Origin of the sequence: Rhizobium sp. L1K21 (assembly GCF_024055895.1) — a bacterium.
GTDB lineage: Bacteria > Pseudomonadota > Alphaproteobacteria > Rhizobiales > Rhizobiaceae > Ensifer_A.
Genome location: NZ_JAMXLE010000003.1, coordinates 414,409 through 433,155 on the forward strand (window position 1 = coordinate 414,409; position 18,747 = coordinate 433,155).

At 57.0% G+C, this 18,747-nt stretch carries 11 protein-coding genes; 2 read left to right on the forward strand and 9 right to left on the reverse strand.

The window, feature by feature from the left end; translation table 11 throughout:
- Positions 1-19: 19 nt before the first annotated feature.
- The 4 genes from NHF56_RS16985 to NHF56_RS17000 are packed head-to-tail and all read right to left on the reverse strand — an operon-like array spanning position 20 to position 3,645.
- Complete coding sequence (locus NHF56_RS16985) at positions 20-1,150, reverse strand: FAD-dependent oxidoreductase (protein ID WP_252806725.1); 1,131 nt, start codon at positions 1,148-1,150, stop codon at positions 20-22.
- On the reverse strand, positions 1,147-1,503 hold the full coding sequence (locus tag NHF56_RS16990; RefSeq protein WP_252806726.1) for a Rieske (2Fe-2S) protein: 357 nt from the start codon (positions 1,501-1,503) through the stop codon (positions 1,147-1,149). The genes NHF56_RS16985 and NHF56_RS16990 overlap by 4 nt, the downstream gene beginning before the upstream one ends.
- A 7-nt stretch (positions 1,504-1,510) precedes the next feature.
- Entirely contained in the window at positions 1,511-2,449 is a 939-nt protein-coding gene (locus NHF56_RS16995; protein ID WP_252806728.1) for a VOC family protein, read from the reverse strand.
- A gap of 35 nt (positions 2,450-2,484) precedes the next feature.
- Positions 2,485-3,645 (reverse strand): S9 family peptidase, encoded by a 1,161-nt coding sequence (locus NHF56_RS17000; RefSeq protein WP_252806730.1) that lies wholly within the window; start codon positions 3,643-3,645, stop codon positions 2,485-2,487.
- A 177-nt stretch (positions 3,646-3,822) separates the two neighbouring features.
- Between NHF56_RS17000 and NHF56_RS17005 the strand changes: the two genes are divergently transcribed.
- The gene (locus NHF56_RS17005) at positions 3,823-4,737 is read left to right on the forward strand and encodes a LysR family transcriptional regulator (RefSeq protein ID WP_252806732.1); all 915 of its coding nucleotides are present in this window, start codon (positions 3,823-3,825) and stop codon (positions 4,735-4,737) included.
- A gap of 437 nt (positions 4,738-5,174) precedes the next feature.
- A complete protein-coding gene (locus NHF56_RS17010; RefSeq protein WP_252806734.1) occupies positions 5,175-9,500 on the forward strand; it encodes a galactose oxidase-like domain-containing protein in 4,326 nt (1,441 codons plus the stop codon).
- A 69-nt stretch (positions 9,501-9,569) separates the two neighbouring features.
- On the opposite strand, the gene NHF56_RS17015 is transcribed toward NHF56_RS17010, so the two are convergent.
- The 5 genes from NHF56_RS17015 to NHF56_RS17035 form a co-directional block, all read right to left on the reverse strand.
- Positions 9,570-10,955 (reverse strand): TolC family protein, encoded by a 1,386-nt coding sequence (locus NHF56_RS17015; RefSeq protein ID WP_252806736.1) that lies wholly within the window; start codon positions 10,953-10,955, stop codon positions 9,570-9,572.
- On the reverse strand, positions 10,956-12,344 hold the full coding sequence (locus NHF56_RS17020) for an HlyD family type I secretion periplasmic adaptor subunit (RefSeq protein ID WP_252806738.1): 1,389 nt from the start codon (positions 12,342-12,344) through the stop codon (positions 10,956-10,958). It lies immediately after the preceding gene.
- Positions 12,341-14,077, reverse strand: a complete 1,737-nt coding sequence (locus tag NHF56_RS17025) for an ATP-binding cassette domain-containing protein (protein WP_252806740.1) — start codon at positions 14,075-14,077, stop codon at positions 12,341-12,343. The genes NHF56_RS17020 and NHF56_RS17025 overlap by 4 nt, the downstream gene beginning before the upstream one ends.
- 492 nt (positions 14,078-14,569) lie before the next feature.
- Positions 14,570-17,140, reverse strand: coding sequence for an autotransporter domain-containing protein (locus NHF56_RS17030; protein ID WP_252806741.1), 2,571 nt, complete (start codon positions 17,138-17,140; stop codon positions 14,570-14,572).
- Between the two features lie 178 nt (positions 17,141-17,318).
- A complete protein-coding gene (locus NHF56_RS17035) occupies positions 17,319-18,521 on the reverse strand; it encodes a hypothetical protein (protein ID WP_252806743.1) in 1,203 nt (400 codons plus the stop codon).
- Between the last annotated feature and the right edge of the window lie 226 nt (positions 18,522-18,747).

Sequence of the window (18,747 nt, forward strand, 5' to 3'; positions counted from 1 at the left end):
CCAAAGATTTGATCGCGTTTCAGACGGGCTGTGCCAATGCGATCATTGAATCCTTCATGATTTTTCCATGCTCTTCCTTATCGCCGTCGTTGATCTCGATTTGACCGAGGCGAAGCGAGTTCTCGACAACCATGCGGCAGCGTTCGAAACGCCGCTCCTGAAAGGCCGGCAACGCATCATCCAGGCTTTCGGCTTTCTCGATTTCCTCAGCCAGAACGATGGCGTCTTCGATGCCGATGCAGGCACCCGACGCAAGGTGTGGTGTGGTTGCATGAACCGCATCACCAATCAGAACCACACGGCCTTTGTGCCAGGGGCCACGAACCAGCATACTCTCAAGCGGCCTATAGACAATGGAACTGTGGTTGCCGATTTGCGCGCGCATGGCCTGGACGATCGGATCGGAGAAAGGCTCCATCAAGGCCTGCATTTTGGAAACAAGTTCACCGTCATCAAAACGCTGCCTGGCTGGCACGTCTTCCGTGATGAAGATGTAGGACTGTGTTTTTGAGGTTGGGTTAACGCCGACCTTCACATTGGGTCCGAGCCACATGATGGCTGTGTCGATACCTTCTGGCGTGTCAACCACCGCGCGCCAAACGGCCTGCCCGGTATAGGTCGGTTTGGGCGCATCAGGCATCACCGCCTCACGCATGGCGGAATAGAGACCATCAGCACCAATTACCAAGTCGTAGCGTCGTGTTTCACCGTCACTTGTTTCAACGCTCACCCCATCTTCATCCTGATTGATGGATCTGAACGTCACACCAAGGCGAACATCCGCACCTGAGGCGCGTGTCGCATCCGCCAGAATTTCAGCGAGAACAGGCCGCATGATTGCGCCGCTGCCGGGCACATCCGGACCCGCCACACGCGGCGTCGGGATTGTTGCGACTTGCACGCCATGCGGAAGCCTGATGTGCGCACCGTCTGCCGCGTTGCCGCGCTCCAGAAACGCATCAAGAATGCCGAGCGTGCGAAAAGCTCGAAGCGTTGCACCGCCGATCGTAATACCCGCGCCATAGGAGCGCCAACCGGGATCAATTTCCACGAGGTCGACATCGATATTGCGCTTGCGCAACTCGATTGCCGCCGACATGCCGGAAAACCCGCCGCCGACGATCAGAACCTTCTGAACTGCTTTATTCATGCCATCTCCTCCCGGCAATCATCAAACGCCACGTCTATGCCGCCATTCTCATTGAGGCGGACAGGAACGCGCGTCAGTGCCTGGCCAAGGCATGGACCAAGCACACATTCCCCTGTTTCAATTTCAAAAAGTGCACCATGCGAATGGCAGGCTATGTATTCGCCCTCGCCATCCAGATACCCATCCTTCTTCCAGGCCATCGGCGTGCCGCCTTCATAGTGCGGGCAGGAATCGAGGTAGCCGAATACCGCACCATTCTTGCGAACCAATACAACCTTCTGCGGCAGGCCGGGGACTGAAAATCCCCGCGCCATGCCTTCCGCCAGCTCCGAAAGCTTGCACAACTCCATCATGACTGCATCACTTGCCACCGGGACCCGGTCCGGGCGCCCATTTTTCGCGATACTGGAAATGCAGGATCTGCGAGGCTTCCGGCCCCATGGGTGCTTCGCGCGCAACCCATTCGTCGTCATGCTTGTCCATATCGGCGTCGTATTCGAAATGCGTGCCAAGCGGGCTATTGAAATACCAAAACCAGTTAGAGCCGAATTTGTGGCGACCTGGCCCCCAGAAGCTTTCATAACCGGCACGAACAAAGCGCGAGCCTGCAACCATCAACTCGGTGGGGCCGCCCATGTGGAAGGCAAGGTGTTCAAGCCCCTGCATGTAGTCGGGTGCGCGAATGAAGAAATGTGTGTGGTGGTCGTCATTGGCCTTGGGGCGCAAAAACGGCCCCGCACCTGTCAGTACATCCGTGATCACAAATCCAAGGCGCTTTGTGTAGAAGTCGATCATCTTTTCCATATCCGGCACGAACAGCACGTGGTGGCTGAGCGAGCGCGGCCGGGCGGGCATATCTTCCCAAACACCAATCTCGTTGGCCTTGCGCTGTGCCGGGGCACCAGGTGCATTGATCTTTTCAGCCGGCATCTCGAGCTTGCGGCGTTTGGTGACCTGAAACTTGAGGGCAAATCCCAGATCATCGACAGTTTCAATGGAACCATCCGCAAGGCGGTAGACCTTGCGGTCCTTGCCAAGCTCTTCGGCGATCGCGTCAATATCAGACGCCTCAACCACACCCAGCACCTGCTGGCGCAGCATGGTGGCCGTTGGCAGTGGGGGCGGTAGGTCCGGATGGTCCTTCGCACGGATAATCACGCCGGTACCGTCCAGCGCTTCAAACAGGCCGCCGGCCTCATCCACATCGACCGGCGTGAGGCCAAAAGCGGTTAGATATTCCGCAGACGCCTTCAGGTCGCTTACGCCAAACACCAGATAATCGGGTCCAATAATTTTCATGTCTTTCTCCGTATGCATCGCAGTTGCGCCTGTCGTCAGAATGCTGTTCGTCCACCCAGCATTTCGGCAACCCAGTCAGCGATGTAGGCGCCCGCATTGGCGGAATTGTCGAAACTGGAATGCTGAACGCCGCCCGTTGTCTCATCGAAAATTTTCAATTCTCGGTTCGGGCTGTTGGTTAATTGGTTATAGGTTTCGTGGGCCCATTTGAGCGGGATTTGGCTGTCTTTCTCCCCGTGGGTCACGAGGAACGGCACCTTGATGCGATCGAGCACACCGTTGAGATGCACGTACTCGGCAATCTCCATGAATTCATCCATGTCCTTGGCGCCCCAAACCCACATCACGTGGTTCCAGTAATGGGGAACCGGGAAATCGCCTTCGCGCTCAAGACGGCGTTTTTGCACGTCGCGCCAATCGTGGTTGGCACCCCACACAACACCGCAGGCAAAACGCGGCTCAAAGGCCACTGCACGCGGACAGTAGTAACCGCCGAGAGAGACGCCTTCCATGCCGATGCGCTTGGGATCAATGTCGTCGCGCGCCTCAAGCCAATCGACGACGCGTGAAGCCCAATGTTCTGAATCGTAACGTGCCTTCAGCCCCTGAAGACGAAGCGCCTCACCCGTGCCGGGCTGGTCAACGATCAACGAAGCAATGCCGCGCTTGGCCAGCCAATGGGGAAGGCCAACCCGGTATTTCATTTCCTTGGTACTATCGAGCCCATTGACCTGAACGAGGATGGGCATCGGCCCTTCCACATTTTCAGCCGGAACGAACAAAGCGGAAAGATGCGTACCTTCATAGGGAATTTCAACGCGCGTGCAGGGTTCGCCCGCGAGTTGGAGCCCCTTTTCAAAGGTCGCCAGAAAGGTCTTGTAGAGTTCGAGGCGACCCGGCGCATCATGGGCCTGCAGCCGCTCAGCCGACAGCAAATAGGTCGCGGCACGACCCAGCTTGTCACCAGCTGAAATCATGCGGCCACGGGCTTCATCCTCTTCCGCGAGTTTCAGGAGCTTCTCCGCACCTGTCTGCCAGGTTTTGCGAAAAGCGGCCACGCCCTCCTTGTCGGGCGATTTAGATGCCTCGATCAGCGGAGCGCACATTTCTTCGATTTCGCCCATGCGAGCGCCCATTTCAATGGCCAGATCGACGCCTAGGTTCCATGGATAGTTGGTGGGAAAATATTTGAACATATCGCCCTTTGCTTCATTTCAACGCGAGAAAAGAGGACGATCGAACGCGCAAGTTCCACTTACGATCCGTCACTCCTCCCATTTGTCAAAACGCTAGCGATTGATAATGCATTTGCAAAATTTCTTTTTTCAATTCTATATATTGATTTTGCAAATTCCTTGGATGTGTGAAAAGCCATGCGCTTCAAGAAACTCGACATGAACCTGCTGGTGGCGCTGGATATCCTGATCCGCACCCGCTCCGTCACGCGGTCGGCGAATGAAATCGGCATCACGCAGTCGGCCATGAGCAACGCGTTGACGCGGCTTAGAACCTTCTTTGACGATCCGCTTCTGGTGCAGGTTGGCCGCAGGATGGAGCTTTCACCTTTGGCCGAAAGTCTGGCGGATCCCGTGCGCGACATTATGGTGCGTGTGGAAAGCGCTGTGCTGGTCAACCCGACCTTTGATGCTACGCGTTCGTCGCGGGCCTTCTCCATCGTGCTCTCGGATTACTCCCTGCAAATGCTGGGCGCGCACCTTTCCGAGCTGGTGGCGCGTGAGGCGCCTAACATCCAGCTCAACTTCCGCCCACAACACATGACGCCTTACAAGCTGCTTGAAAGCGGCGATATCGACCTGCTGATTGCGCCCGAATTTGTCTGTTCGGACAGCCACCCGCGCGAGGCTGTCTTCAGCGATCCCATGCGTGTGCTGGCATGCATCAATGGTCCTTTTGCGCAAGAATTGACAGTCGATCAATTCAGGCAGGCACAGCATGTCATGATGGTTCCGCTGGAGGCACAGCAAAGCTATGCTGCGATGCAGCTTCGCCAGAAGGGCGTTGACGTAGAACTAGCAACCACAACCTACGCCTTTTCATCCATCCCGGCGATGGTCCGCAACACTCGCAGAATTGCTGTTGTTCAGGGCGAAATTGCACGGCATGCCGTTATCGCAGGCGGACTGGCGGCCCATGAACCACCCATTCCGATTCCACCACTCGTCCAAGCCATGCAATGGCACAAGATGCGTTCCCGTGACGCCGGCCTCGAATGGCTGCGGGCCGCCATTCGCAGCTGTTTCAAGACAATCGAGAGCGAGCGGAATTAACTGTGCCCGGATTTGGGTACAGCTAATTCCGCACGAATCTTGCCCTGGTTGTTGCAAAAAGCAAGTGCGTGTAGATGATCCGAAATTGGTGATACCAATTCCGTAGTGCCGCAAGATGGCCAGAACGGGCGTACTTGGCAACAACCGTCGCCGCCATCTGCGGCTCGCACAAGCCCCACCAAAACAAGAACATCCTCGAAAGCCTGATGTATTATATTTTTGGCACTGTAATTTAATCAAACAAAATCAAAACAGAAACGCTCAATTTTTAGCGGTTAATAGTTAACTCACCAATTTGTTGAACCTATTCTTTTCTTTCGTATTCTAAATCCCTGAATGACATCGTGCCTGAGGCATAAACTGGGACATCTGACAGGTTTTGGCGAGCCGGGGAATTAGGATGTCGCCCATGAATACTAATTGGGGGTGAGTTTTTAATGGCTGGTAATATGAATATGGGCAACGTTCAGTACAATACGGGTGAACGTGGTGCTGTTGTTATTTCTGATACAGATACCGAGGGTAATGGCGAGTGGAGCAATGTGGTCGCGCTCACCATCATCCCGCTTCATTCGATTGTTCTGCCGGATGGCAAGATCCTGTCCTTTGGCTCGACCGAAGAAGGCATGCAGGGCGGCGATTTCGTTTACAGTATTTTCGATCCGACAACCGGCGTTGAGAAGGTGCTGGAAAACACCACTGCGACCAATATTTTCTGCTCTAACATGGCGCTTGATCCCGAAACGGGTAATGTAATCATCTTTGGTGGCGATGGTAATCGCAACGGTGGCGGCGTCATTTCCGGCATCGATTCCGTGACGGTCTTTGATTATCGGACCCAGACGATGAGCGAAGCGGAGCCGATGGAATATGCTCGCTGGTATCCAAGCAATATCACGCTTGCCAATGGAGACATTCTGGTGCTCGGCGGTCGCGACCGTGACTATAACGGCTCAACGATTCCGGAAGTCTATGATGGTGCAACCGGCACATTCCGCCAGCTCACCGGCGCGGAAATGCCGGACCTTTTCGGTGGCGGCGGTTCACTTTATGAGAGCTGGTGGTATCCGCATGTGTGGCAGAACAGCAAGGGCGAAGTCATTGTTGTGGAAGCGCAGGGCGATGATATTTATCGTCTGAGCACCGAGGGTAACGGTTCGGTTGAAAAGATCGGCAAGACGGGGTTTGAATCCTACAAGCTCAATACAGGCAGCATGTATGACACAGACAAGATTGCCATCATTGGTGATGATGGCGGCATCTATGTAGCCGATATTTCCGATCTCTCGCATGCGCCTATCTTCGAAAAGGTGGCCACGCTTGAAAATGCACGCACCAATGCCGCGATGATTTCGCTGCCCGATGGCCGCGTTCTGATCGTGGGTGGATCGACACCTTATGGCGACAATACCGATCAGGGCAACGGCCTGACAAACGCGGTCTATACGCCCACCGTATGGGACCCCAGCGACAATTCCATCACCCAGATGGATGAGCAGGCGATGGCGCGCCTTTATCACTCATCCGGCCTGCTTTTGCCCGATGGTTCTGTATGGTCCGGCGGCGGCGGTGCGCCTGGCCCGCAGGTCAATACGAATGTTGAGTTCTTCAACCCGGACTATCTGTATGGTCCTGATGGTGCCCTCGCCGAACGCCCTGAGATCACCGGTGCGCCAAAGAATATCGAGGCGGGTGACACTTTCAGAATTACTGTTGACGACACATCCGATATCAGCATGGTGAGCGCCATTCGCTCCGGTGCAATGACCCATGCGCGCAACCTCGACAGCCGCTTTGTGAAGCTCGACTTCACCATCATTGACGGCACAACCATTGAAATCAGAACACCGCATGAAAACGTGATGGGGCCCGGCGCCTGGATGACTTATGTGGTTGACACAGCAGGCGTGCCGTCCGAAGCCTCCATCATCGGCGTCAACATGGTGGAGATTTTTGACACGCCGCCGATTGAGCAGACCACACTCACCTATTTCGATATCGATCAGGAACAGATCAACGGTGCGTTTGAACTTACCGTGGATGCCCGCTTTGATGATCTCGGCGCCGGTATCTGGCAGCGTGTTTTCGACTTCGGCAATGGTCCGGCAAGCGACAATATTTGGCTTGGCCAAGCGGGAGGCAGCAATGATATGCGCTTTGAAATTTTCGTGGGCGACACCGCCTACGCCATCACAGCCCAAAATGCCATTGAACAGGGCGTGCGCGCCGAATGGAAAGTGTCTATCGACGAAGATGGCATGATGCGCATGTGGAAGAACGGTGCACTCGTGGCCGAGGGACAAGGTGCCGTGCCGCGCGATGTGGAGCGTGTACAAAACTATATCGGTGATTCCAACTGGGTGGCCGATACGCGCCTTGTTGGCGAGGTGCGTAACCTTGAAATCGAAAACGCGCCCGAGCCACTCACCGTTTACAACATTGAGGAAGAACAGATTGACGGCGCGTTTTCCATCACCGTTGAAGCGCGCTTCGATGACCTTGGTGCCGGCAACTGGCAGCGCGTGTTCGATTTCGGCAACGGCCCACAGCAGGATAATATCTGGCTCGGTCAGGCCGGCAATAGCGATGATATGCGCTTTGAGATCTTCGTTGATGGCCAGCGTTATGAGATCACCGCAGCCGATGCCATTGTTGAGGGCGTCCGTGCCGAATGGAAAGTGGCCATTGACGATGCTGGCATGATGCGCCTTTGGAAAGATGGTGCGTTGGTCGCTGAAGGCCAAGGCGTGGTGCCTGCCGATGTGGAACGCACGCAAAACTATATCGGTGATTCCAACTGGGAGGTCGACACCACCCTTGTTGGCGAGGTGCGCAATCTTGTGATTGAGAACCACAAAGCAGAACCAGAGCCGACGCTCGTCATCGAAAATATCGAGGATGAGCAGATCGATGGGGCGTTTTCCATTACCGTTGAAGCGCGCTTCGATGACCTTGGTGCCGGCAACTGGCAGCGCGTGTTCGATTTCGGCAACGGTCCGCAGCAGGATAACATCTGGCTCGGTCAGGCCGGCAATAGCGATGATATGCGCTTTGAGATCTTCGTTGATGGCCAGCGTTATGAGATCACCGCAGCCGATGCCATTGTTGAGGGCGTCCGTGCCGAATGGAAAGTGGCCATCGACGATGCTGGCATGATGCGCCTTTGGAAAGATGGTGCGTTGGTCGCTGAAGGCCAAGGCGTGGTGCCTGCCGATGTGGAACGCACGCAAAACTATATCGGTGATTCCAACTGGGAGGTCGACACCACCCTTGTTGGCGAGGTGCGCAATCTTGTGATTGAGAACCACAAAGCAGAACCAGAGCCGACGCTCGTCATCGAAAATATCGAGGATGAGCAGATCGATGGGGCGTTTTCCATCACCGTTGAAGCGCGCTTCGACGACCTTGGTGCCGGCAACTGGCAGCGCGTGTTCGATTTCGGCAACGGTCCGCAGCAGGATAACATCTGGCTCGGTCAGGCCGGCAATAGCGATGATATGCGCTTTGAGATCTTCGTTGACGGCCAGCGTTATGAGATCACCGCAGCCGATGCCATTGTCGAGGGCGTCCGTGCCGAATGGAAAGTGGCCATCGATGACGCTGGCATGATGCGCCTTTGGAAAGATGGTGCGTTGGTCGCTGAAGGCCAAGGCGTGGTGCCTGCCGATGTGGAACGCACGCAAAACTATATCGGTGATTCCAACTGGGAGGCCGACGCCACCCTTGTTGGCGAGGTGCGCAATCTCGTCATCGACAACACCGTGCCGGATGTTGAAATCCTGCCGACGCTATCCATTGCCGCTGATGGTGATGCGAATGAAGGCGATGCCAATACGCAAGGTGCGCTGTTCTACACCCTTACACTGGATCAGGCATCTGATGCCGATGTCACGGCAGATGTGACGATTTCGGGAGGCGCAACGGGTCCATCCACAATCACCATTCCTGCCGGTCAGACCTCCGGTCAGATCGAACTTACCTTTAATGGTGACGATGATGTGGATGGTAATGAGACTGTGGTCGTTTCGCTTGTCAACCTCGTTGGCGCGACAGGCTCGAACCTCAGCGCAGCTGCGACGATTATTGATGATGATGAAGCCCCGACGGGCTTGGTAATCTATGCAGGCGATCAAGGAGGCCAGTTCTATGGCACCACGGGGGATGATGTCTTCAATGGCGGTGCCGGCCTCGATGTGTTTATCGGTGACGGCGGTAATGACTATTATGATGGCGGTGGCGGCTATTACAATCAGGTCGACTATTCCGGTGCCGCTGCAGATTATTCATTTACCCGCAACGTAGACGGCACGGTCACCGTTTCGCACCCAAGCGGAGGCATCGACACACTAAAGAACATCGACGGCCTCTGGTTTGCCGGTGAATCCAAGTGGTATGCGCTGAACGATCTCGTGCCGGTGCCCCCGGACAGCAATGGCGATGAAGAAGGCTATGTGATCGATGCCGGCGACAATGGCGGCTACTTTTACGGCACCACTGGCGATGACATTTTCAATGGCGGCGCCGGCGTTGATGTCTTCCATGGCGGTCTCGGTGATGACACCTATGACGGTGCGGGCGGCTACTACAACCAGGTCGATTTTGACGGCAACCGCGCGGATTACCAGTTCACCGAAAACGCCGACGGTACGATTACGGCCATTCACGCAACCTATGGCGAAGATGTTCTGAAGAATATCGACGGCGTTTGGTTCACGGGCGATGAGGCCTGGGTATCTGTTGATGACCTGACATCCAGCAGCTAAGCGCGCCTTGAGGACCATTCCAAAATAGTGAGGAAACGCCACGCATTGCCGTGGCGTTTCCTGTATGGCTCAATGCCCCGTCAGCATGCCATCGTGAAATTTGCCGGAAACCAGAAGCAGCTGGGCTGCCGTAATGCTCTCGCGCACGAAAAATTGCAGGGCTGTTCGTTCAGCGCTCGAAAGTGCGGTTTCCGCGCTGATCGCATCTTCCAGCGAGCCGAAGCCTTTTTCAAACCGGTTGAGCGTTGAATTCGCGCTCTTCTTGCGAGCATCCACCTCGCGCTCGGCCTCACGACGGGTGCGCAGCGTCGTTTGGTAATCGCTCCAAAGATCATCGATCTGTGTTTCAACGGCGTTCAGCGTGGCCGCTTCACGATAAAGGGCCGCATCCGTGCGCGCCTGCTGTGCGGAGCTTGCGGCGACCGAGGAGAGGTCAACCAGCGGTACATTGAGCTTAATACCAACCCGCCAGCCCTGATTGCCCGTCGAGCCCGGTGATCGGTTCATATAATGGCGAAACTCGCCCGAGAGGCTTACGGAAGGCAGGAACCGGCTCATGGAAGAGCTGGTTGAGTAAAGCTCGGTGCGATATTGTGCGGAAGCGGCGCGCAATTGCGGATTGTTCCTATGTGCGCTTTCTATGAAGGCCTGCTTGCCGCCCTTCAAATAATCCGCAAACCGGTTGAGTGTTGCCCCGCTAGCGGGCTTGCTGCCCGCCTTGCGGACGAGCTGGTTACCAAGCTTTTCAATCATGCCTTCAATCGAGACCAGCGCCTGGCGCGCCGCTGCAATATCAGCGTCAATCTGCGAAATATCAAAGACGCTGGCAAAGCCTGAATTCTGGCGGGCAACGACTGCGCGTCTTAGGCGTTGAAAGCGCTCGACAGCGCGGCGGGCAAGACGCCGGTCTTGCAGGGCGGCCACGGCTTGTGTCCAGGTTTCAATGAAATCCATCTTCGCCTGGTCGCGAACAGCCAGGGCCTCATATGTCATCATGTCACGATGGCTGCGCGCGGCTTTCACGCCATAATATCGCCCGCCGCTCGTCCAGACCGGGAGTGAGGCCACAACCGCCAGATAGCTGTCGCGGTTTTTCAAATCCAACCCGGAACTGCCCGCTGGCGAATAGGCATTTGTTTCCACACTGCCGGTAATGACCGGCGCATATTTCAAAAGCGCACTCCAGACCTCGCGGTCCGCTGCTGTCACATCGCTCAGTGCAGCATGCCAATTGGCATTGCGCTCTACGGCGGTTTCAAGCGCACCGCGCAAGCCGGGCGTCGGGCTCACAAAGCTCTGCAGGCCCGCGCGCAGTTCATAGGATTCAATTGTGCTGGGGCTGCTGACGGTCGTGCGCAGCGCCCAGCCATCTTCCGCATAGGCGTTGCCGCCCAGCGCCATTGCAGATGCCAGGCTCAAGGTCGCAATGCGCGAGAGGAAGGCCAGCCCGTGCATCTAGTGCACTTCCCTGAATGTGCGGGCCAGGCCGTCGAGCAAAGGTTGCAACATATAGGTCGCAAAGGTGCGCGTTTCGCCTTCAATGAAAAGCTCACCGCTCATTCCCGGCAGAAGCGCAACCTCTAGATTTTGAGTGGTGGTTTCATCGAGCTTCGCATGCACTTCAAAGAAGCGCTCGCCGGTTGCGTCATCTTGGCTTGCGTCTGCGGCCACATAGGTGATTGTGGCGTTGATTGGCTCGTGGACGCGCGGATTCAATGTGCTCAGTTTCAGTTCCGCGCTTTGGCCCATGCGCACGGCGGAAATCTTGTCCAGCGCCACACGGGCCTTCACCTCAAGCGGTGCATCGGCGGGCACGATTTCACCCACCACATCGCCCGGTTTCACAACACCGCCGAGTGTCTTGGCCGAAAGCCGTACCAGATAACCGCGTACAGGCGCGCGCAGTGCTGCATTGTCCATGGCGCTTTCAGCAGCCGTCAGTTCATCACTGATCTGTTCCAGTTCCGCCAGCACATCCGTCAGCGTACGTGATGTTTCCATGCCGTCGGCCATGCGCACGCGGTCCATTTCGGCTTCGGTCTCGCCAATCAGGCTCTGGGTGGAGGTCAATTGGGAATGCAGGTCGGTGAGGCTGCTTTGGGAATCGAGAAGCCGCGTTTCGATCTCCCAAACCTGATTGCGGGAAATATGGCCTGCCTTGGCGAGGGTCTGTGCGTCGCTGAGTTGGTTCTCTAGCAGCTCGGTTCGCCGTTTGGCATTTTCAATCTGCGTTGTCAGCGAGGCGAGACGCTGGCGCTGCCCTTCGGCGCGATCGGAAAGACCTCTCAGTTGCGCGCCAATTGCAAGTCGCCCTTTTTCATATTGCCGACCCTGTTCCGCATTTAGCGCTTTGGCAATCGTCGTTTCGGCAATGCTCGCAGTCGTGTTGAAGTCAAGAGCCTGGCTGCCGCGCAACGCGAACGCGGTAACATTGATCCCAGCAAGGTCCAAATCGGCTTCTGCCAATCCGCCGGCTTTTTCGGCCTCGAGCCGCGTGCGCAGCGCCTCCAAGACAGCATGACGGGCCTGCAACCGTGTCAAATTGGCCTGATCGATAGCCGGATCGAGCGTCACGACCACACTGCCCTCTGGCACCAGATCGCCTTCTTTTGCAAAAATGCCGGTCACCATGCCGCCGCGCACATGCTGCAGTTGTTGGTTGTGACCGCTTGAGGCCAGTGTTGCGGGCGCAATAACCGCTGAACCAAGCGGCACCAGAAAGGCCCAGGCCAGCATGATGGCGAGCGCAAACAGGATGAACTTTCCAGAAAGGCCGGTCACGCCACGCACCGAGGTTTCGACTGCGGCCAGCGGATCGGCTTCGTTCAGCTCCGACGCGCTCATAACGCCATCTCCGCTTTGTCTTTTGTACGTGGCTCGGTGGGGCCGGAGGTTCTGATCGCCTGCCCGCGTTTGGGAAGGTCGGCAGCTGTTACAACCCCGTCTTTTATCACCACTGCACGCGTCACAATGCGCATCATCATTTGTGACCGGGTTGCCATCACCACCGCTGCACCATCCTTCAATGCATCGGCAAGTGCATTTAGCAAAGCGCCCTCACGCCGTTGGTCGAGAAATGTGGTGGGTCGATCAAGCAGGATGACCTTCGGGCTTCCGTAGAAAGCCCGTGCCAGAGCAATCTGCTTGCGCACACTGGCAGGGATGTGATCAGCGGAGTTGGAGATCACGGTTTGATAGCCTTGTGGCAGCTCCATGATCAGCTCATGCAGGCCAAGCATCATGGAGACGCGATAGACCTCTTCGAGTTCACCTGCCGGGTCGAAACGCGAAATATTCTGCGCAATTGTTCCAGTCAGAAGGCCTGCCTCTTCACCGCAATAGCCCATGGAGCGACCCCATTGTGCCTGTGGCCAGCGTTCGCGCGGCGCGCCATCCAGCGCCACGAGGCCGTTTTCGGGCAGACGCGCGCCTGCCAGAATGGAGATAAATACGGATTTGCCCGCTCCCGGCGCACCATTGACGATCACCGCCTCACCGGGCTGCACATCAAATGACGCGCCCGCCAGCACCAGACGCCGCCCGTAGTCTCGGAAGACCAGGTTGCGCGCCTGCAAATTGCCCTTTGGCGCCGGCAGATCAGGACGTCGTTGCAGGCCCTTGTCCGCGCCGGTCAGCTCTTCAACATTGTTGAAGGACTCGATAGAGCGCACAATTGTTTCCCAGCCGCCAATAGCCTGTTCAATAGGGGCAAGCGCACGGCCGGAAATCATGGAGGCGAGAAAGATCAAGCCGCCCGACATATCGCCTTCGAGCACCAGAAACGCGCCCCATGCCATTGTGATCACCTGAATGGACTGGCGAATGCCTTTGCTCAAAGCATAAAGGGCGGACGATACCGCAGCTGCCTCTTCCGCAGCACTCAGCGCTTCCGCCATGCGCTGGCCCCAGGTCGTGAGCAAATTGGGCACCATGCCAAGCGAGCGCACCTCGCCTGCGCGCGCAAAGGCACTCTGGGCAAAGCCAACCGCTTCACCCTCGGTTTTGCGGCTGGCGTCCCTGCCAGCACCCGTGAGTTTGTAATTCATGTAACCCGCGATTGTCATAGCAGCCAAACCTGCAATGGTCAGAAGGCAGATTGTCGGGTGCACAAACAATAGCAGGAACAGGTAAAGCGGCACAAAAGGCAAATCAAACAGACCGACAAATACACGCGATGCCAGAAAATGCCGTGCGGAGGCAAAGTCACGCAGATAAGAGGCCGCACCGCTTGCCGCTGTCGGGTCGCCCAACCGGGCAAAAAGCTTGCGCGACACCGAAACGGCGTAAACGGCGGAAAGTCGCTGCGCCACCTTGCCACGTACCATTTCGCCAACCACGAAAACGCAAAGCACGAAAAGAACAATGGCCGTGATGGCAACCAGTGTGCCTTCAGAACCGGACGAGAGCACGCGGTCATAGACCTGCATCATATGAAATGAAGGGGCCAGGGCACACAGGTTCACAATCAGGGAATAGGCAAAGAGCGTTCGCGCATGTTCAAAGCCACGACGTCTCAAAAAACCCGCCATGCCCGACAGAAACCCGCCAAGCGCCAAATCGGATTTGCCGGCTTTCAACGCACCGCACCCCACACTGACTCAATACTGATCAAGTACTATACGCATCTGCATTAAATTAAGGTTAAGTCTATGTTTTAACCATTCATAGACATTGAATACGGTGGGATGAGATAGGCAAATCCGATGCGTTGCATATCTTCTGTGTTCACGCTCGAGAAATCTCTAGGGCATCGCCGATAACAGTTGTTTGTTCAACAGATGGCTGCTTTCGGGGCTCAGATTACAGACCACTAACGTCCCAAATGGTGTGGCCGAACCGATCATCGTCAGGGGCGTCGTCGTTATGGGCAAGCTTCAGCCGCGCCGTACACTGCAACGAGCGTACCACGCTCACCGGCCGTTCTATGTTCTAGAAAATCGCCACGAGAAGAACCAAAGCCTGATAATCAGCGCGCGTCCCGTTTTGAGCGACCCAGAACACGAAAACGATTTGCGCAAACTCCAGCACCATATTGGCGGAGCACGGGAGATCCTGGAGGGGAAGCTCTTCTAAAACGCAAGCCTGAGCTTTGCCGTTGCAGTGTGCTCGCGCGCGGTTGCACCGAACCGGCCGCCATAACCGATGCCAAGTGTTGCCGATGGTGAGAGCGTGAAGTCGAGCCCTGCTTCGATGACCATCGCCTCTCTGTCGAAGGGTGTGTTGGTGATGGTGAAGCTGTTGCCGCTGGCAAAGCGTGCGGTGGATTTCGTGGCCATATCCCCGAAGCCGTGCTGCCAGCCGACCATGCCGCGCGCGACCCCCGTCGCACCGCCAATGTCAAAACCCGCGGCTGCCCGCAGGCCGAGCGTGGTCAAGGTCGCATCATTGCTCTGGCCGGAGACGGTAAGCGCTGCATTGCCGCCGGTTTCCGTAAATCCGTCGGTGTGGGTGTGCACATGCGACAGATTGAGAAAAGGCTCAAACTCAATCCGACCTGCCCTCATTTTATAAGCGAGCTCACCGAACAGGGAGACGTTTCCGGCCTTATAATTTGCCTCGAGCCTTTGGCCGAGCGTGGTGACGTTGCGGACAGCGTCGATTGCAGAAAACGTGTAACCGAGGCCCGAGCGGAAGGATAGCGGGCCGAACTCGCGCCCTCCATAGAGGCCGAGATGATAGTTTTTGCTCATCGCCGATTCTGTTTCGGTGCCGACCGAGGCACCCGAATAGCCGCCGTAAAAGCCGACCACCCAGTCGCCCGCCATGCCATCAAGACCGATCAATGTGCCCGCGGAGCGGAGGTCGCTGCCGCGCATACCGCCGGAGCCGTCTATGCTGCCGCGTGAGCCAAAGCCGCTGGCCCAGAAGCCAAAGGGGCTGGGGTCGGAAGCCGCCGAATTGTCAAAATCGGAAAAGCGTTCGGATGCCACATTCTTTCGTTCCGGCGCATAGGCAGAAGCGACCCCTGCCCGACGCTGTAACGAACCACTAGCATTGCCACGCAAGCGCGCCCCAAGCGTGCCATTGATCGCCTGGGTCCCTGCGGTTAGAAGCGGCGCTGTTGAGGCATAGACCTCGCCGGAGAGTTGACGGAACGTCGTTCGGGCGTTTTCCGCATTCATCGGCAGCACGCTGTTATAAAGTGCCAGCGACGCGCCGGATTGCTGCAAACTGTCAAGAGAATGCGCTACGGCGCGCTCGTTGCCCGTCTCAGCAACCTTGGAAAAGGTGCCGCCATGAGAGTCGCGATTGACTCCAACAGTAAGCCGCACATCGTTGCCTGAGATTCCGGAGGCAACGTTGAGGAAGGCAGACTGCGAGTGCACGTTGGCAAAGTCGCCGGTAATGCCGCCAGCGGCGCTGAGCACGGTATAGGTCTGGCTTTCCTGATAGCTGGTGGCGGCATCGAGCGCCATCACCTGCATCGTCGCGCCGTTGATCGTCGCAGTGCCCGCCACATTGGTACGGTCCGCCGCCGTGGTCGAAACATCGACGGCATAGGTCGAGCCCGCGTCAAGCACCAGATTGCCGGCGATTGTCAGTGTGCCGGACGAAAAGCCCGGCGCCAGCGTGCCGCCGCTGCCGATGGTGACGGTGCGTCCCGCCGTGCCGAAGGTGCCGGTGCCGCCGAGCAGCGCGCCGCTCGTCACATTGATTGCGCCGCCGAGCAGCGCGCCGTCCGACAGCATCAGCTTACCGCCGGTCACATCCGTGGTGCCGGAAAAAGCGGAATTGTCGGCTTTGAGCGTGGTCGTGCCCGAAAGTTGGCGGATCGCGCCATTGCCTGAGATCGCGGGCCGGAAACCGTAATCGACATCGGTGTGATTGAACACCAGCGTGCCGTGGCCGGCCCCGAACACCAGCCGCGCCGCATCGAGCGTCCCCGCCGCAACCGCCGCGTCCCCCTCGGCCGCGCCGATCGACACGGTGCCGTTGGAACCGCTGCTATCCGCAACCGTCGCCGTGCCGTCATGGCTGCCATCGCCAAGCAGCGCCCCGACCGTCACCAGTCCGCCGTCGCCGATCGTCAGCGATCCACGAGCCTGGTACCCGATTTTGAGGTAGTTGCTGTTGTTCCAGCGTGAACCGTCGCCGGTGACGCTGGCAAAGCCCGTCGCCGCCGAGATCTCGCCAATCCTGCCGAAGTTGCTGCTGACCGTGCCCCCATCGGCAATGGTAAGCCTCCCGTTTTTCGAAAACCCGACGATGATGGTATAACTGTCAACCCAGGTGGATCCCTCACCGGTAACGGTGATGCTGCCGGAAGCAAGATCGGAACGGCCAATAACTGTGCCAGCACTGCTCATAAAGCCACCATTGGCGATCGTCACGATGCCTGTACCATTGGCGCCGACGTAAAGATATCCGTTGCTCTCCCAACGCGAGCCATCTCCCGTGACGGTCACCTGACCTGTACCGCCCTGCACACCGACGTACGCGGCTCGATTCACCACACGCCCGCCGTCCGAAATCGTGAGAGAGCCTGGCGTATTGTAGCCAACGTTGATCAATGTCGATGAGGTCCAACTCGTTGGAGGCAAGGGCGAGACGCTGCCAGTTGCCTCGATCGATTGTGCGGCAGCCATCGAGGGCAGAAGGGAGAGGCTGGTTGTAAGGAGGAGATATGATCGAATTTTCATCACGCGTTCAAACGGGTAGAAGGTCCAATATGCCTAATCGAGGTGTAGCGTTCGCGGCGCTCTCTACGCAGATCAGCCTTTATTGATGGAGGCGCAAAAATGCTGCTGAAATACACCCATAATGGCCGCCTTGTCGGTGGCACGTGCCGCAAGGACAGCCCAAATCGGGAATGAAATTTCATCGGTAAGTCCCTAGAAACAATCGACCAGCCTCTGCTTTCGCGGCTCTATCGAGAGATGCTGCGGCGGCGTCCTTGTCACCGAGTTTTGTTTGAAGGCTGGCGCGCTGAAGATGGAGCGGCGCCCATTCCGGGTCCTGCTCGATTGCCTCTGCCAATAGCTGGTCTGCCTCTTCCAATTGAAAAGCGAGAACAAGCAATTCGGCTTGTGAGGAGAGCACGGCACTGTCTTTGGGCGCGATTTCCAAAGCGTCCTCGACAAGGGCTGCGGCTTCCTGCAGATCGCCGCGCCGCCGCATAATGTCGGAGAGCAGAGCCATCGCTCTTGCTTTCAACATCCCCGGCTCACTCTCTATCAGTGATCGAAGAATGCGGACCGCCTCGGTCTTCTGATCATTCTTGGAAACTAGTATCTGCGCAAAATAGAGGCCGGACCAATCGTCACTGAGTTCCCAGCCGATGCGATAATGGGCGGTCGCTGCGGCTGGATCGACCGGCAGACCAAAGGCGCCATCACGATAAAAATGCCCGAGAATGCGATGGGCAAAGCCTATCCCGGCGTCAGCTGCCTTGACATAGGCTTCAACGACGGGAGCTGGATCATCTCCCTCTCTCCAGGCATGCTGAAGCGCCTCCGCCAATCCGCCTGCAGCTTTCTCATAGCCCGCGTCAATTGCCTGGCGATAGAGCTCGGCGGCACGCACAGGGTTTTCCGGCACACCGACACCGTCAAGATAAAAGCCTGCAAGGTTGAAAAGGCCGACGCCAACACCTTGTTCGGCCGCCAATTCATAGTGCCTGCGCGCCTCTTCCAGGTTCTGGCCGACGCCCAACCCTCTTTCAAACAGAATGCCGAGCCCGACTTCCGCCAGCGGATAACCATTCTTGGCAGCTTCGGAAAAATGCACCCGCGCCGCGTCATAATCTTCAAGCCTTTGTTCTGCGCGCGCAAGCTGGAAGGCAAAGCGGGGTTCGTCAGGCGCGCCCTCATAGGCCTTGCGGCAGGCGTCAAGCGCGGCAGCACCCTTGATGTCAAGCTGCTCGACGCCCTTGGAACCGAACAGCGGATCGTTTGGACTTGCCGCCAGGCGATCACAGGCGGCCCTGCTTTCATCGCTGGCAATAGACACTCCCACGAATACAAGGATGCAGCCACTCAGAATCGTAAACACTTTGAAGCTCGTCGGCGCAGTGAAGAACATAGCGGCCTCCCATTTATTTAGCGTCGGCAAAATTAGCCGCTCGCCGCCACCGCGCGTTAACGTTTGCGTTTCGCAAGATCGCGAACTTCTTGCGTTTTTGTCCCAATCAGTGGAAATGTGCGCGCGATGGGAGAATTGATGATCCGATGAACCATTTGACAAAACGCGTTCAGACATTTTCGACGGCGGTTTTCGCAGCGGAAGAACAGTTCGAGCTGTTCAGCAT

Bases quoted from the DNA above. Each gene is read 5' to 3' on its own strand.
- NHF56_RS17015 (WP_252806736.1), bottom strand. From the start codon at position 10,955: ATGCACGGGCTGGCCTTCCTCTCGCGCATTGCGACCTTGAGCCTGGCA.
- NHF56_RS17035 (WP_252806743.1), bottom strand. From the start codon at position 18,521: ATGTTCTTCACTGCGCCGACGAGCTTCAAAGTGTTTACGATTCTGAGT.
- NHF56_RS17000 (WP_252806730.1), bottom strand. From the start codon at position 3,645: ATGTTCAAATATTTTCCCACCAACTATCCATGGAACCTAGGCGTCGAT.
- NHF56_RS17020 (WP_252806738.1), bottom strand. From the start codon at position 12,344: ATGAGCGCGTCGGAGCTGAACGAAGCCGATCCGCTGGCCGCAGTCGAA.
- NHF56_RS17005 (WP_252806732.1), top strand. From the start codon at position 3,823: ATGCGCTTCAAGAAACTCGACATGAACCTGCTGGTGGCGCTGGATATC.
- NHF56_RS17010 (WP_252806734.1), top strand. From the start codon at position 5,175: ATGGCTGGTAATATGAATATGGGCAACGTTCAGTACAATACGGGTGAA.
- NHF56_RS16990 (WP_252806726.1), bottom strand. From the start codon at position 1,503: ATGATGGAGTTGTGCAAGCTTTCGGAGCTGGCGGAAGGCATGGCGCGG.
- NHF56_RS16985 (WP_252806725.1), bottom strand. From the start codon at position 1,150: ATGAATAAAGCAGTTCAGAAGGTTCTGATCGTCGGCGGCGGGTTTTCC.
- NHF56_RS17030 (WP_252806741.1), bottom strand. From the start codon at position 17,140: ATGAAAATTCGATCATATCTCCTCCTTACAACCAGCCTCTCCCTTCTG.
- NHF56_RS16995 (WP_252806728.1), bottom strand. From the start codon at position 2,449: ATGAAAATTATTGGACCCGATTATCTGGTGTTTGGCGTAAGCGACCTG.